Consider the following 15,776-nt stretch of genomic DNA (forward strand, 5'->3'; position numbering starts at 1 on the left):
GCTACATTAAGTTTTATTAAGAAATGTGAGTGATTGGTAAAATCTCTAAAAAAATCATGTAATATGTTTTTGAGTTTGGGGATGGCGAAAAACCAATAGATATAAGATCTTTAGCTCTAAATCTGATTGACTAAGTCCATTACATAATGAAATTTGTTAGAGTTTGCTATGCCTGCAAAAATCAAGTTTAAAAAAACAATGCTTCATCACAGTATGGCTCACTGCATACGACAGCATCATAGCAATAAAAGTCTATATATGAGCATCTTTTTGACCTTGTGTGCTCAGCATAGTTTCGCCCAAACTCCCGCAGAAACGGTTCCAACATCTACCGATACAAAAGCAGAGATTGTTGCTGAAATCAAGGATGAGGCTGTAAAGCAAGGGCTATCGACGCCTGAAGCAATTGAAAAAATTGAAAATATAAATGAACCAGAAGAATCTGTTGATAGCATGAAAATGCTGCAAGAACAGCAGCAAGCAGGAACTCAACTACAAGAATTTAAACCCATTGAGTTTGAAGATTTAGAAAACTTACCCGTGACACCTGTTGATCAAAACATGGCGAATGAAATCTTCCAAGTTGCTGAAGAAGCCAAACGTCAAGCGCAGGAGTACCGTGCAACACAGCAAACAGAAGTTGCTGTTGCAGATATTACCCAAAAAGAGTTAACGGAAATTAACCAAGCGCCAGTCAATATTGATCAGCTCATGGGTGAAATTCGTTCGGATAATGAAATTACCGCGACACGAAATGAAAATGCCAATACTCTGCAAGAGCTGCATAACCCAACAGTTGAGGATGATGCAGAGCCGGGTATTTTCAAGCGCTTATTATATAAAGTACGTCCGCCACGTCAGATGAACACGGCAAAAGTGCCACGAATTAGTGCGGATGTTGAAATTACATCAGCACATAATACCAGTCAAACGTCGAGTAAAGCCTACGGTGCGGCACTGGAAGATCTCAAAGCCAATATTAAAGGCAAGCTTTCAAGTTTTACTCAAGAATCCTTTAGTGATTTTCCATCAGCTTTGCCTCAATTACGTAGCTTGTCCAATCAAGCCGCGCAAGCCGTGGGTTTCTATCAATCTGAATTCAAATTTGAAAAAGTGTCTGACAGCAAAGTTCGTGTATTGGTTACACCAAATACGCCTGTGCAAATTGAAAAACAGAATGTTGAATTTTCTGGGGCTGGGGCGAACCAAGCTCAGTTTCAGGTGATTGGTGTATTACCAGATCAGGAAGAAGGTGACATTCTTAATCATGGTAAATACGAAACGACGAAAGGCCGAATTAATGATGCAGCAACTAATAACGGTTATTTCGACTCGTACTGGCGTTTGCACGATGTAAGAGTGGCTCAACCACAAAATACAGCCGATATCAATTTGCGCTTTGAAACGGGCGAGCGTTATAAGCTGGGCGAAGTCGAATTTAGAATGAGTGATCCGAATGCAGAGTTTCCATTGGATCGCGATATTTTAGAAAGCTTGGTGACGTGGAAAGACGGTGCTGACTATACTTTCTGGCGTGTGAATGGTTTGGCCAATAACCTGACGAACTCGCGCTATTTTAACTACACCTTGGTTGATGCGATTCGACCAGACCCGATTGAAAAGCCGCTTGAACTGCCACCAGATATTCAGACCTTGGTTGATCAAAATCAGTTGTCTGAAAGTTCACAAGTGGTGAAAGATAAAACTGAAGTGATGTCGAATAAAGAAGTCACGCAAAAAGTGGTTGATGAAGACCAATTTGCGGGGGTGAATGATGCAGAGCAATCCTCTAAATTACGCAGTTTGCAAGATACGCAAGATGCCAAACAAGCAGAACAAGATCGCTTAAAAGCGCAAGCACGCGAAGATAAAAAAGTCCCTGTGATCGTGACACTGAATGCAGACAAGCTGAATAGTGCAGAAATTGGTGCAGGTTTTGGTACTGATACAGGCACACGTGTTCGTGGCCAGTATCGCCGTGCCATCGTGAATAAACGTGGTCATTCTTTTGACGCCAACATGGAAGTATCCAAAATCCGTCAATCGATTGATGGACGCTATAACATTCCATATAACCACCCATTAAATGACTATGTCAGCTTAGTCGGTGGTTATGAACGTGAAGAACGTGATGATGTCGGTCAAGGTGTTAATCTTTCCATTGAATCTGCTGTAGCGGGTGTGGACCGGATTATTAAAAACCCCCGTGGTAGTTGGCAGCATACCTTTGGTTTACGTTATCGTTTGGACCGTATTACTGATGACGGACTTAATCCTAGTGATGATATTCCAGATGCGTTCTTGGTCAATACTAACAATGAACAGCAATCCTTAATGTTTGGCTATGAAATTTCTCGAACCGACTCAGATAAACGTGTGAATCCAAGTAAAGGGATAAAGCAAACCTATAAAGTTGAAGTCGGAAGTGAAAGCTTACTTTCGGATGTTGATATGGCTATCTTGAATGCGGGCTGGCGCTTTATTTATTCATTGGGTGAAAATGATAATCACCAGTTCGTGGGGCGCAGTGATGTAGGTTATATTCTGACAGAGAACTTTGATAAAGTTCCTTATAACTTACGCTATTTTACCGGTGGTGACCAAACCATTCGCGGCTTTGACTATAAGAGTTTAGCGGCTGAAGAAGATGGCTATAAAATTGGTGGTCAAGTTTTGGCAACTGGCTCATTAGAATATAACTACCAATTTAAAGAAGGTTGGCGTGCTGCGGTCTTTAGTGACTTCGGTAATGCTTACGATAAAGACTTTAATACACCGACTGCATATAGCGCAGGTGTGGGGATACGTTGGGCATCGCCAATTGGTCCAATTCGTTTAGATGTGGCTACGGGACTTTCTGACGACAGCAAACCAATTCGTTTACATTTCTTTATTGGTTCACAATTATAATTTTTAGGTGATGTGTTTTTTATGACTGAACAAGAGCAGCAAGAACCAGAAAACGAAACGCCGGTAGAACAACTGCCGAAGAAGCGTCGTATTCTTCGAAGTGTCATTTTGACCTTCGTGTTCGTGCTTATCTTTTTGGTGGCTGCATTAGCAGTTATGTTCTCTACAGACAAAGGCAGTAAGTTTTTACTTGACCGTGTTCTGGAACGTCAGCAAATCATTCACTATGAATATGAAGGTGGTAACCTGTGGCGGGGCATTATTCTACGAAATGTCCTCGTTACGCTAAAACCTGTCGATGTAAAGATTGACCGTGCCGATATTACACTCGGCTGGCGCGCCATTATTAATAAAGAAATTCATTTAAATAAGGCAGATGTTAAAAATCTGCAAATTATTACCAAGACCCCACCTAGCGATAAACCTTTTGCATTTAGTGAAATCCGTTTGCCTTTCGTACTTCGTGTCGATCATGCAGATTTAGATCATATGCTGATTAAAACGCACAGTTCAGGTGTAGATTTTTATGACATTGAATTAAATGAAGCGCTTTGGTCAGGGACGGAATTAAAATTTGAAGATACCCGTATGGATATGGGGTATTTGTCTGTGCGCCAAGCGTCTGGGAATATGAAGTTTGAAGACAAGTATCCGCTAAATGCTGTGGGGATTGTCAATTTACCTTCACTACGTGAAAGCTTGAAAATTCATGATATTCAAGTGGTGGCTAAAGGATCTCTTGATACGATTCAAGCTGGTGTGGCAACTCATACCCCAGATCTTTTAACTGGTTGGGCTGTGGTTCATCCAATGCGTCCACATGTTCCAATGTTTGGTGCACTCAAATTTAAAAACTATCATTTACCTTTACTGACGGAGCAAAAGCTTTTTGCTAAAAATGGTCTGGCAAAATTCAAAGGGGATATTCAGCGTCTTAATTTAGATTTAGACACGGACCTGAGCGGTGCCAATATCCCTGAAGGTAAATATACTGCGCTCATGAGTACGGACTTGGTCAACCAACTTGATATTACTAACCTAAATGGACAAGTAATGGGCGGCGCTGTCAACTTGGGTGGCGTGGTGAGTTGGAAAGATCAGGTCACTTGGGATGTAAGCGGTCGTTTAGATAAAATTAATCCAAAACATAAGCTGATCCCGCAGGTGGTTCAAGATTTTCTACCTGTAAATTTAAACAGTAAGATTGCGTCTAAAGGGACCCTTGAAAAAGGCATGCACCTGACGGCGTTGGTGGATTTTGACCAATATGAAACTTGGAATTTAAAACTCGATCAAGCACCTGCCAAAAATAATAAAGCTCAGCCGATGCTGATGGATGTGTCTTGGAAAAATATAGACCGTGCAGTGCCATATGTTGGATGGTTGAGTAGTGATTTGGGCAATGTGCAATTGGCGCTTACAGAAGGTCAGCAAAACATTAATGTGGCGACCACCGTGTCACGACATGAAAAAGGTGCTCTGCCTGCTGGACAATATCAAGCCAAACTCAATCTAAAAAATAACAATCTTAATGTCCCTGCCTTTAGTTATGTGGCCGACAAAGGTCAGCTCAAAGGTAACGCAGTTGTAGAATTGCCTGATCAAAAACGTATGCTGAAATGGCAAGCCAATGTACAAGCACAGCAGTTCAATCCGCAAACCATCGTAGCTGCTGCGCCTGTCGATCAAATTACAGGGTCATTAAAAGCCAATGGTTATGCAAAACCAAATCAACAGATTATTCAGCTGAATAATATTGATTTGTTAGGCCGACTAGCACAGCAAAATGAAACGGTTCATTTAACAGGTCAATCTACTGCTGCGCTGACTTTCCATGATGAGAAACAAGGTGGAGGCTTTAAAGCTTTTGCTGTGAATTATAATGGTGGCCTCAATGCAAGCCAAGTTGCCGCAAGTAAAGGCAGTTTGATTTTCAAAGTATTTGGTACCCCAGAACTCATTAAAATTACCGAGCTGCGTCATGATGGTGTGGCAGGTAAAATTTCTGCCAATGGACAAGTTTTACTACAAAAAGCCATTGGTTGGGATATCAATGCATCACTGGTGCATTTTAAGCCGCATTACTTTGCCTCAAATGTACGGGGTGAATTATCTGGAAATTTAAAAACCAGTGGTGTGTGGTCAGATACGCTAAAACGTATTCAAATTGAACGTCTGAATTTGGCAGGTATGATCAATAACAAACCTGTCCGTGGTCAAGGTAACTTGGCGATGGTGATTAATTCAAATCAATCTGGTTTTATGCCAAAACAGTTTGAAGCGAATAATTTACTGTTGGCTTATGCCAATAACCAAATTCAAGCCACAGGTAATGCACAAAATTTACAATTGAAAATTAATGCACCGGCATTATATGAAATTTATGCAGGCCTACGTGGACGTGCTTATGGCTACTTAAATGTTCAAGCACAACCACGACTGCAAGCATCTGCCAATATCGCAATAGATGATTTTGCTTTTAATAATTTATTCAGTGTGAAAAAAATACGGGTGCAAGGCGAGTTGCCAACTTCTGCGACTTCACCAAGTTTATTAACGGCAACGATGGATAATTTACGCAGTAACAACCGTGAGATTGTGAAAGGTCAAATTTCACTAGCAGGAACACGTAATGCGCATTTATTAAAAGTCAGTGCTGAAAATAAATTATCAAAATTTTATGTGCAGTTAGCTGGTGGTTTTAACGCACAAAATAATTGGCTCGGTCAGATTCAAAAAGGCGATTTTGACTCCTTACGTACCCGTCTTGTGCAGCGTCAAAATGCATCGATTATTTACAACACTGCACAGTCTGACTTATTTGTTGGCGCACATTGTTGGATGAGCCAGCAAAGTGAATTATGTTTTGATCAGCCGATTCGTGTGAATAAAAACCGCGGCAATGTATCCTTTGTGACAAAGAACCTAGACTTAAATGATTTTGCAGCATTTATGCCTGAAGGCCTGGCGATTACGGGTAAAGTGAATGGTTATGCAAAAGCGTCTTGGGCGAAAGGTGCAAAACCTAAAATTGATGCACGTTTAGTGACTCGTGACGGTTTACTTGGTTTAGCAGCTGAAGATCCACAGTATTTAGCATCCACTTTAAAATATGATGAAGTTGGCTTGATGGCGAAAAGTGTCGCTGAAGGGCTACAAATTCGACTCGATACCAAAGCCCCAGATATTGGTACAGGTTATGCCAATATTATTATTGATCCGTATAAAGCCAATAAACCGATCCGTGGTGAAGTGGCCTTTAACCAAGTTCAATTGAAAATCTTAAAACCATTTATACAAGATGTCCGTTCAATGGGCGGTACGTTGTCTTATGCGGCAAAAATTAGCGGAACATTGTCACAGCCTTTAATGGATGGTGAGATTCGAGTGAAAAATGGCTCGATTAGCATGATTTCATTGCCTGTGAACTTGACCAATATTCAGTTGTATTCTGCTGTACGTCAAAACCATGCGACGATTGATGGTGCATTTAACAGTGGGCGTGGTGTGGGCAAATTAACCGGAAATATTGACTGGAAAAATGATCCACGTATCCAGTTGAATTTAACGGGTAATGAAATGTTAGTCCGTCAAGCGCCATTGATCACCGCTGTTGTAACGCCTGATTTATCTTTAGATGTGCTGCCTTTCAGTAAGAAATTAACCTTAAAAGGTAAAATTGATGTGCCGCGTGCATTGATTTCGATGCCAGAATCGTCTGCAACAGTGGTTGGGGTATCTTCAGATGTACGTGTGGTACATGAAGGTGATAACCAACTTGAGATCTTAAAATCGGCACGTCCTTGGGATATTCGCGCTGACGTACAGGTGAATATTGGTAATCAAGTGATTTTCCAAGGTTTTGATAGCCGAATTCCGTTGATTGGTCGTTTGAATTTGACACAACGTGGTTTAGAAACAGCAATGCGTGCCAATGGTGCAATCGGTGTTTCTCAGCGTGTGAAAATCGAAGCTTATGGTCAAAGTCTGGACTTGAACCGTGCGATTGCCCGTTTTAATGGACCATTGGCGAACCCAACTTTAGATATTGATGCCAATAAAGCCGTTCAAGGCAGTACCGTTGGTGTTCGTGTGACGGGTACAGCATCAAGTCCAGCAATTCAGGTGTATAACGATGCAGGTCTGTCTGAACAAGAAGCCTTAAATGCCTTAATTACAGGTCGTATCAATGAAGGAAGTTCAGGTTTAAGTCAGGCGGAAGGTTTCCGTTCAGATGTGAACAATACGATTGCTGCAGCCGGTATTAGTATGGGCTTGGGTGGTACACGTGCATTGACCAATCAAATTGGTCGTACATTTGGTCTGAGTGGTTTGGCATTAGATGCTCAAGGAACAGGAGATGATACTCAGGTTTCTGTGACGGGTTATATCACACCTGACTTATTCATTCGTTATGGTGTCGGGGTATTTACGCCAGTGAATAAACTGACCTTACGTTATCAAATGAATCAACGTTTGTACTTGGAAGCGAGTCAGTCTTTAGAACGAGCAATTGACTTGTTTTATAATTGGCGTTTCTAAGGTATTGAATTATAAGTGATAATTTAAGTTTTTAATAAAAATTCTTGTTTATGGCTGATCTAATAATTTTTAGACTAGACAAAAATAGGTCTATAAAGCGGTTTTGTGTAACACAACCCTTTAAGAAAGATCCTACAATCATACATATTTGAAGTGCTTAAAGCGGGTGTAGAGCTATTAAAAAATAAAAGAGGTGTGTTTCCACAAACAGTAGCTCAAACAATTGGCCTCAAAAAAGTATTAAATTTGTTGAGAGAAGGATCAGGAAATTTGGACAATTGACATAAGTATATTTGTCTCCCTAAATGATGTTGTAAACATCAATATATCAGTATTTTATGGCACATGGACCAAGAAGAAATCATTCAAATGATTTTAAAGCTAAGTGAGCATTTGCTGCGATTAAAGCGGAAAAACACTTGTTGAATTAAGTGCTGAATTTGATTTTATCAAAACCAAATTATCGACTGGGAAAATCAATTGATCGCAGCCTCATTGCAAGCTTTCGATCAATTAAAAGCTCTTATAGAACTGCAAATTGATCTAAAAAAAACTACATGCAAAAATCGGCGAGCAGGCATGAAAAAGTGATTTTTCAGAAGGTGTGTTGAAGAAAATGGGGCGCTTCAACCACAAAAGTTAATTTGCAGCTCACTTCAAATTTCAGTTTTAGTTGTCCAACAAGTGAAATCACCTCCAAGTACATCATCATAAGATGAAAGCCACTTTGAGACTCGGTTCTGCGGTAACATAACAGTTGTTCTAACATAAGTTTTGTACCGAGCCCGTATGCTTTACCCAATGCCTAAAAAAATCCAATTTGCACCTTCTCAAGCGAAATGGCAGCTGTCATCAACACAGTCGGTATTGGTGCTGGTTGGTTTACAAAATTTACGCATGCAGCAGGGCATACAAGATACGCAGCTGATGGAAAATTTGATCCAACTGACCAATAAAGCCAAAGCCTTAGAGATTCCAATTGTCGATTTATATGGTGATGATTTACTTCAAGGCATGCAGCAGCTCGGTGAATATGCAACAACACACCCGCAGCTCATCTTTGCAGGGCAAATCACGCCTATGCTGAAACAGATCTTGCCGCATCTATACAGCGTGACAGAGCAAATCTGTATTGTTGATGACGCAATTGTGCTGAATAATCAGGAACAGCATATTCTGTGGGTGGACTCCATATCAGGCCAAGGTATCCATCATATGAGTAGTTATAATTTGATGCGGCTTTGGAATCTGTCAGCGCCAACGGAATTCGTCTTGTCGGCCAAAGGCATATTATTGGCTATCGCAGAACAGTTAGATATGGACGCATTGGAAATAGATCCCTTAATCGATTTACGCAGTTATGGGCTCGATTCCATTGCCATGGTCAGCTTAATTGGGTTGTGGCGTGCCAATGGTGCAAACATTCGTTATGAAGACTTTTTAGATGGTGCAAGTTTAAAAGCATTGCTAGAAAAATTGCTCAATACAGATTAAACAAAGCCAATTGGAATTATTTTTGTTCTAAATCGGAAAATACGTCGGGAAATATAGCTTTGTGCATTGTAATTGTTGGCTAAGCTTTTTATTATTGCCGCCTTGTTTTTCGAGATCAGAACTGGATTGAACTTTGAGTAATTTTCTAACCGAACACCTGATACATCGTGATACTGACTTTATGGTGATCCATAAACCAGCAGGTTTACTCACAGTTCCGGGAAAAACAGCAGATTTACAAGACTGTGTTATCAATCGATTATTAAAAATTGAACCGAATACCTTGCTCATCCATCGTTTGGATCGTGATACCTCAGGTATTTTGGTTTTTGCATTAACCCGTCAAGGGCAAAATCGAATTTCACGCCAGTTCCAAGAACGTCAAACTTCAAAAACATATCAGGCATTGGTTGCGGGTACGCTCGAAGGTGAAGGTACTGTCGATGTACCGGTCATATATGACCCAGAACATCCGCCACTGCATATTGCCGATCCTGCACACAATAAGCCTGCGCTTACGCATTGGAAAGCCACTGAACATTTTGAGATTCAGGGGCAAGCCGTAACACGTGTAGTTTTAACTCCTATTACCGGTCGATCACATCAGCTTCGCGTTCATATGCAATATTTAGGTCATCCTATTGTTGGTGATACTTTGTATGCAACACCTGAGCAACAGAAGCTGATGCCGCGTTTATGTTTACATGCTGAGCGTTTAAGTTTTAACCATCCTGAAACAGAGCAAACAGTGGAATTTCACTGTCCTGTACCATTTTAGGAAAATCATTTAAATCCCTAAGAATTCTGCTCACTATTTAGTGGGCTTTATGTCAAAATATATTGCTTTATGGTCTAGATTTTTGCTCAAATAACGTTCACAGTTTGAGCATAATATTTTCAGACCGAACTTGAGAAAAAGGTGGAAAAATTGCAGCAGTTTGCTATTGGTCAACGTTGGTTATCAGATACAGAAACGGAACTGGGTTTAGGTGTTCTTATTGATGTTGATGAGCGATCGGTCAGCATTTTATTCCCAAAAAGTGATGAAACTCGTGTCTATGCCCGTCACAATGCGCCTTTATCTCGTATTGTTTTCAATGTAAATGACGAAGTCCAAGACCAAGAAGGTCAAATTTGGATTGTCGAATCGCTTGAAGACCGTGGTGGTGTGGTTCGTTATAACGCGGTACGTAAACTTGCCGATGGTACTGAAGAGCGTAAAGCACTGAATGAAACACGTATTGGTGCAAGTATTCAGTTAGCAAAACCATTAGATCGTTTACTTGCAAGCCAAGTGGACTATAAAGAATGGTATGACCTGCGTATCGAAGCACTGCTTCTTCAAGCCAATATGAAGTCTAGCCCTTTACGTGGCTTAGTGGGTTCACGTGTGGGTCTCATTCCACACCAACTGTATATTGCGCATGAAGTGGGTAAACGTTTTGCTCCACGTGTATTACTTGCTGACGAAGTGGGTTTGGGTAAAACGATTGAAGCTGGTCTGATTATTCATCAGCAGCTTAAAACTGGTCGTTCAGAACGTATCTTGGTCTTAGTACCTGATTCATTGCAATATCAATGGATGATTGAAATGCGTCGTCGTTTCAATCTTGAGTTCTCATTATTTGATCTGACACGTACAGCATCGATTAAAGAGCACGATCCAGACCTCAACCCATTTTTAACTGAACAATGCATCATTGCCAGTGTCGATTTGATGATCGACCATGATGACTTGCGTGAACAAGCCCTTGAAGCTGGTTTTGATTTGCTTGTAGTCGATGAAGCCCATCATTTAATGTGGTCAGAAGAAGAAGGCGGCAATGACCGTTATGACCTTGTTGAAGAACTTGCTGAAAAAACACCGGGTGTCTTGTTATTAACCGCAACGCCTGAACAATTAGGTGTGGAAAGTCACTTTGCACGTTTACGTTTACTTGATCCACAACGTTTTAGTTCGCTTGATCGTTTCTTGGATGAAGAAGATCAGTATCACCAAACAGCTAAAATTGCTGAAGTGCTGATGTCTGATCTGCCACTCGAAGAAGGGCATTTGGCAGCGATTGAAAGCCTATTAGGTCATCGAATTACTGACGAGCCAGAACAACGCTTTCGTGCCATTCACGAGTTGTTAGACCGTCATGGTACTGGTCGTATTTTATTCCGTAATACACGTGAAGCGATTCAAGGCTTCCCAGGTCGTGACTGTCAGCCTGCGCCATTACCTGCACCTGAAAACTGGTCTAAAGATGGCAAGCTACGTGAACAAATGTGGCCTGAAGAAGCGCAGCTTGATGGCTCGTGGATGGAAACCGACCCACGTGTGATGTGGTTGATGGAACGTCTGCGTACAGACCTAAAACACAAAAAAGTGTTATTGATTGCACGTAGTGGTCCAGTCGTTGAGTCTTTAGAAAATGTACTTCGTTTGCATGCGGGTATTCGCACAGCGATGTTCCATGAAGGCATGAGCCTATTAGAGCGTGACCAAGCAGCAGCTTATTTTGCGGAAGAGTCATACGGTGCGCAAATTTTACTATGTTCAGAAATTGGTTCTGAAGGTCGTAACTTCCAGTTTGCATCGGACTTAGTTTTGTTTGACTTGCCTGCAAACCCAGACGTACTTGAACAACGTATTGGTCGTTTAGACCGTATTGGTCAAGAAAATCGTATTCAAATTCATGTGCCTTATCTGGTTGGCACTGCGCAAGAGCGTATGTTCCGTTGGTATAACGAAGCATTAAATATTTTCTGTAATATCTCGCCGACTGCGCAAACCTTACAAGAAAACTTCATCGTCAATCTGAAAGATTGTTTGTTGGCAGATAAAGGCCAAGAGTTTGAAGATCTGCTCGAAGCCGTAAGTGTGCAACGTGAAGCGCTTGAAGCTGAACTTCAAGAAGGTCGTGACCGTTTACTTGAATACAACTCTTGCCGTCCAATCGTGGCACAAGAAATTGTGACTGCACTTGAAGATTATGATGACAACACGACTTTGCCAATGTTTATGAAACGCTTTATGGCGTCTACAAACATTGATTTTGATGAGCAAAGTAATGGTACCGTGATCATCAAGCCAACGGATCAAATGCAAGTTCAAGGTCTGACTTTGGACGAAGAAGGTATGACGGCGACGTTCTATCGTGACCAAGCACAGATCCGTGAAGATGCTCAATATTTAACACTTGAGCATCCATTCACTGAAAGTGTGATGGAAATGATTAATACGCAAGGCTTTGGTAGTACCAACGTTGCTGTATTGAAATCGGCCGCTTTACCGCAAGGTTCTGTGTTAATGGAAGTGTGGTTTAAAGTCGATGTCGTTGCACCGAAAGCATTGAATTTGCCGTCAAGTTTGCCACAACAGTTGGTTCGTGTATTACTGAGCGAAAAAGGTCAGGATTTATCGCAAAAAATTGCACCTGAAATTTTACGTCCTTATTTACATCATCTTGATGGCAACAGTTGCCGCCAAGTGGTTAAGGCGCGTCGTGATGTCATTGAACAGCGTTATACGCAAGCGCTTGAAATTGCTCGTGGTGCATTACCGGGCTTTAAACAACAAGCCAAAGAAATCTACGGTAGCAAATGGCAATATGAAATTGACCGTTTAACTTATTTGAAGCAGTTCAACCCAAGTATTCGTGAAGACGAAATTGCACGTTTACAAAAACTGCAAAAAGAAGGTTTAACACTGCTTGATGGTCTAGCGGTTATACCAGAAGCGATTCAAATTATGGTAGTGGTTAAGCCATAAGTTAAGAATCTTAAAAAAGCACCTTAGGGTGCTTTTTTTTATGGCTAAAATTATAACTGTAAAATTAATCACGACAGATTTACGCTAAATCAAAGTTTTGTATTGTTTATTTTTAATCTAAATTGTCGACATCGGCATAAAAAAAGTAACTATTCTTCAGCAATTCTACAGCTTGATCAAAATCTTCATTTTCATCCAACATATAAAATATGCCATCAAGCTTTGTATAGTCAGGATGATTTTTTGCTAACTGAATTTGGATCGTACTTCGTTCTGCTTGGCTGCGTGTTACATAATGAACACTAAGTAAATCAAAGTCGATGTCATTACATAGCGGCTGTTTTAAGGCAATGGCACCACAATAATCATGTATTTCGGGTAATAAGCGTAGAACTAAATCAGCCTCTTTGCTTTCCGCCACGATGAGCTCTGGGTCTGCAGTCTTACACAAGGCCAGTATTTCTGTTAATAGGGTTGTTTCATCTAGTGTATGGTCTAACACGATGACTTTTTGCGGTTGGGTTAAATCAAAGTCATTTATTAAAATCATAAAACCTCCTGAAAATAGAATGGTTATGCTTTATTTATCTGCGTTATAAAATGAAATGGTGCTACGTTTGGAATCTAAAATTTACTAAAAATGGTTTTGAATAATGTGTTTAGTCTAAGAACGTTCTAAAGTTAATCCTGTCGTAGAAAAGCGCCATTTTCTGATTCGAAGCTTAGTTAAATACTGAAATTGTAAAATAGGCTGCTACGCTTCATGCTCATTGCTTGACCCAATATACATGCTTTGATTAGTAAAAGAATCGGCATCGCGACATAAGCTGTCGTTATTGATATCAATTGAATTATGAACGTGAAATGATTAAATGTATTAGGACATATAGCGATAGCATCATAATCAAATGATTGTTCACGAACTGGCTTAATGTCGTGTTTTGATGCTTTAGTTAAGTAAAGTTTTGGCTTGGTTAAATTTATACGTCGATGCTAGCGAGTTGTGGGTAGTTCCGTTAAAATGCTTCAAATTTCAGCAGTTCGTTAGAAGAAAATAAAAATATGAAATCCTTAATTACCTTAGGTAGTAAAACGTCACACGGTGGTGTGGTTTCAGAATGTGAACCTTCATTTGTGATTAATGGTATTGCGGTGCATTTAAACGGCATGAAACATTATTGCCCGAAATGTAATTCGACTGTGGCTGCGATCGCGGCAGATCAAAGTACAACGGTAAAGGGGCGAGGTGTTGTGGTTGCTGGAGATAAAACCACTTGTGGCGCAACATTTTTACCGAATCAATCAATGGTCGGTTCACAAAAATAATCTGCAAACTGACTTTGAGGTCATCTAGATAAACTCATTGAGTCCTGTTTAAATCGTATTGATCTCTTTATGATGTGGCATCATCAGTTGATTGGATGAGTTTTAGATGAAAAGCGCGATCCATTTTACCCATGCCAATGGTATTCCTGCTGCAAGTTATCGAAAGTTTTTATCCTACTTTGCACCGCAATTTGATGTGAAGGTGATTCCGCTTATTGGTATGGATGAGCGCTATCCGATCACCAAAGATTGGCGATATTTGGTCGATCAAGTCATAGCAGATATCGAGCACCAATTTCCAAAACAAAAAGTGATTGGGCTTGGGCATTCTTTTGGCTCTTTAGTCACCCTTATGGCGGCTTATAAACGTCCAGATTTGTTTTCACAACTGATTATTATGGATCCACCTTTCGTAATCGGTCCTAAGTCTGCCATTTTTGAAGGTATGCAAAAATTAAAGCTCAAAGCTGTCGATAAACTTACCCCGGCGGCAATTACATTGAAGCGTAATGACCATTGGCCAAATTTGGATGAAGCCTATACGGCACTACGGAATAATCGTTTATTTAAAAGTTTTGATCCGCAATGTTTTGAGGATTATTTTGCACAAGGTGTTCGCGCTGATGAAAAACGCGGTGGCGTGACCCTCAGCATTCCAAAAGCCGTGGAAGCGCAAATCTTCCGTACAGTGCCTGCATGGTGGTGGCGTACTCCACGAAAAGCCCCTCAAATGCCTGTACACCTTATCACCGCAGATAACAGCCATTTTTATAAACAAGGTTTGCCTGACGGAATGAAGAAAACCTATGGTATAGATTATAGTGTAGTTGAAGGTGGGCACATGTTTCCACTTGAGCAGCCGAAACAGACAGCGCTACACGTCATGCAGTACTTACAGCATTAGAAAAATAAATTTTGCTCATAAAAAAGGAGACCTGAACGTCTCCTTTTTTTGACCGTTAATTTTTAGCGAATCTGTGCTTCATCTAAATGGCGAGCGCCTTCCAGGATCATACGAATCATAATCATGGTTTGTTCGGCAACTTCTTTGCGTTGTTCTGTCGGTAGATCAATGACTTTTGCACCCATGTTAAACACCAATTGGGTAATACCACGTGCCACGATGTCAGGATGAGCCAACTTGCTTTGATTTAAACGTTCTAGGACGATTAAATCTTCTCTTAATTCTTGTTGGAAATAGTTAAGTTGACGCTCAACTGCATTTTTATAGGAATGCGAACCAGTATAGCCTTCACGAAGTAAAAGGCTTAAGTTGCCTTCATCGGCATCTAGCTGCTGAATAAATACTTCAACTGAACTACGAATAATACTGCTTTGGCGTGATGCCTGAAGGCGTGCTTCATGCAAAATTTGACGTAACACACCACCAGCTCGATCAATCAACTCAATGGCTAATTCATCAATATCCTTGAAGTGACGATAAAAACTATTTGGAGCAATGCCAGCTTCACGTGCAACTTCACGCAAACTCAGTGATGAAATACTTTTTTGTGGACCAATTAAATTAAGCGCTGCCTGAAACAGTTCTTCCTTGGTAATCGTTGCTTTACGGCCTACAGTGCGAACTGCAAGTGGAGTTTCAGCTTCAGAATGTAATTCTTCCTGGTACATGTTAACCATATTCGTCTGTGCAGACTGAGTCATATTTTTTAATAGATTAAAAACATTAACATATTATAGCGTCTGCTAATAGCTTTTGTGAAAATGTCGATTAAATGCACAAGCG

Annotated in this window: 9 protein-coding genes and 1 pseudogene; 8 read left to right on the forward strand and 2 right to left on the reverse strand. The window is 40.6% G+C overall.

Annotation, left to right across the window (positions count from 1 at the left end):
• Positions 1–168 precede the first annotated feature (168 nt).
• From FTV04_RS00980 to rapA, 6 genes and pseudogenes are all read left to right on the forward strand, one after another.
• Positions 169–2,910, forward strand: coding sequence for an autotransporter assembly complex family protein (locus FTV04_RS00980; RefSeq protein ID WP_180088185.1), 2,742 nt, complete (start codon positions 169–171; stop codon positions 2,908–2,910).
• Positions 2,911–2,931: 21 nt separating this feature from the next.
• On the forward strand, positions 2,932–7,452 hold the full coding sequence (locus FTV04_RS00985) for a translocation/assembly module TamB domain-containing protein (protein ID WP_180088187.1): 4,521 nt from the start codon (positions 2,932–2,934) through the stop codon (positions 7,450–7,452).
• Positions 7,453–7,790: 338 nt separating this feature from the next.
• Positions 7,791–8,121, forward strand: a pseudogene (locus tag FTV04_RS16690) (IS3 family transposase); the annotation flags it as partial.
• A gap of 120 nt (positions 8,122–8,241) precedes the next feature.
• Positions 8,242–8,946, forward strand: coding sequence for a phosphopantetheine-binding protein (locus FTV04_RS00990; protein ID WP_180007925.1), 705 nt, complete (start codon positions 8,242–8,244; stop codon positions 8,944–8,946).
• A 133-nt stretch (positions 8,947–9,079) separates the two neighbouring features.
• A complete protein-coding gene (locus FTV04_RS00995) occupies positions 9,080–9,724 on the forward strand; it encodes an RluA family pseudouridine synthase (protein ID WP_180007926.1) in 645 nt (214 codons plus the stop codon).
• A gap of 141 nt (positions 9,725–9,865) precedes the next feature.
• Positions 9,866–12,703 carry an RNA polymerase-associated protein RapA gene (gene rapA / locus FTV04_RS01000; RefSeq protein WP_180088189.1) on the forward strand — a complete coding sequence of 946 codons (2,838 nt, stop codon included), beginning with the start codon at positions 9,866–9,868 and terminating at the stop codon, positions 12,701–12,703.
• A 112-nt stretch (positions 12,704–12,815) separates the two neighbouring features.
• On the opposite strand, the gene FTV04_RS01005 is transcribed toward rapA, so the two are convergent.
• Positions 12,816–13,253, reverse strand: a complete 438-nt coding sequence (locus tag FTV04_RS01005; RefSeq protein WP_078193593.1) for a hypothetical protein — start codon at positions 13,251–13,253, stop codon at positions 12,816–12,818.
• A gap of 512 nt (positions 13,254–13,765) precedes the next feature.
• Here FTV04_RS01005 and FTV04_RS01010 point away from each other — a divergent pair.
• Positions 13,766–14,029: a PAAR domain-containing protein gene (locus tag FTV04_RS01010; protein WP_078193592.1), complete on the forward strand. Its 264-nt coding sequence runs from the start codon at positions 13,766–13,768 to the stop codon at positions 14,027–14,029.
• Between the two features lie 106 nt (positions 14,030–14,135).
• Positions 14,136–14,933 carry an alpha/beta fold hydrolase gene (locus FTV04_RS01015; RefSeq protein ID WP_180048880.1) on the forward strand — a complete coding sequence of 266 codons (798 nt, stop codon included), beginning with the start codon at positions 14,136–14,138 and terminating at the stop codon, positions 14,931–14,933.
• Between the two features lie 62 nt (positions 14,934–14,995).
• On the opposite strand, the gene fabR is transcribed toward FTV04_RS01015, so the two are convergent.
• Complete coding sequence (gene fabR, locus FTV04_RS01020; protein ID WP_372491111.1) at positions 14,996–15,670, reverse strand: HTH-type transcriptional repressor FabR; 675 nt, start codon at positions 15,668–15,670, stop codon at positions 14,996–14,998.
• Positions 15,671–15,776 lie beyond the last annotated feature (106 nt).

This window comes from Acinetobacter sp. YH12219, from assembly GCF_013417875.1.
In the GTDB taxonomy this organism is placed as follows: domain Bacteria; phylum Pseudomonadota; class Gammaproteobacteria; order Pseudomonadales; family Moraxellaceae; genus Acinetobacter; species Acinetobacter amyesii.

What these genes read in the sequence shown, in the direction of transcription:
- fabR (WP_372491111.1), bottom strand. Translation starts at nt 15,670, where the DNA reads ATGGTTAACATGTACCAGGAAGAATTACATTCTGAAGCTGAAACTCCA.
- FTV04_RS01010 (WP_078193592.1), top strand. Translation starts at nt 13,766, where the DNA reads ATGAAATCCTTAATTACCTTAGGTAGTAAAACGTCACACGGTGGTGTG.
- FTV04_RS00985 (WP_180088187.1), top strand. Translation starts at nt 2,932, where the DNA reads ATGACTGAACAAGAGCAGCAAGAACCAGAAAACGAAACGCCGGTAGAA.
- FTV04_RS01015 (WP_180048880.1), top strand. Translation starts at nt 14,136, where the DNA reads ATGAAAAGCGCGATCCATTTTACCCATGCCAATGGTATTCCTGCTGCA.
- FTV04_RS01005 (WP_078193593.1), bottom strand. Translation starts at nt 13,253, where the DNA reads ATGATTTTAATAAATGACTTTGATTTAACCCAACCGCAAAAAGTCATC.
- FTV04_RS00990 (WP_180007925.1), top strand. Translation starts at nt 8,242, where the DNA reads ATGCTTTACCCAATGCCTAAAAAAATCCAATTTGCACCTTCTCAAGCG.
- FTV04_RS00980 (WP_180088185.1), top strand. Translation starts at nt 169, where the DNA reads ATGCCTGCAAAAATCAAGTTTAAAAAAACAATGCTTCATCACAGTATG.